The following is a 428-nucleotide window of genomic DNA, read 5'->3' on the forward strand; positions in this document are numbered from 1 at the left end:
GCAGCGAGAAGTCCGCCGGCGGCACCGCCAGCAGCACACCTGTCATGCCGCCAATGACGAACGTCACCATGAACCCGATCGTCCACAGCATGGGCGGTTCGAAGCGGATCTTGCCGTGATACATCGTGAACAGCCAATTGAAGATCTTGGCGCCTGTCGGGATCGAGATGATCATCGTCGTGATCCCGAAGAACGAGTTGACGCTGGCGCCCGAGCCCATGGTGAAAAAGTGGTGGAGCCAGACGAGGTACGACAGCACGGTGATCACGACCGTGGCGTACACCATCGACGCGTAGCCGAACAGGCGCTTGCGGGAAAACGTGGCCACCACCTCCGAGAAGATGCCGAACGCTGGCAGCACCAGGATATAGACCTCGGGGTGCCCCCAGATCCAGAGCAGGTTCACATACATCATCGCGCTGCCGCCC

At 60.7% G+C, this 428-nt stretch carries 1 protein-coding gene; it reads right to left on the reverse strand.

All coding sequences use genetic code 11. The features are described from left to right. On the reverse strand, positions 1–428 hold a 428-nt coding region (locus HV824_RS36460; RefSeq protein WP_176425346.1), incomplete at both ends, for a cbb3-type cytochrome c oxidase subunit I.

Origin of the sequence: Myxococcus sp. AM009 (genome assembly GCF_013372605.1) — a bacterium.
In the GTDB taxonomy this organism is placed as follows: domain Bacteria; phylum Myxococcota; class Myxococcia; order Myxococcales; family Myxococcaceae; genus Myxococcus; species Myxococcus vastator.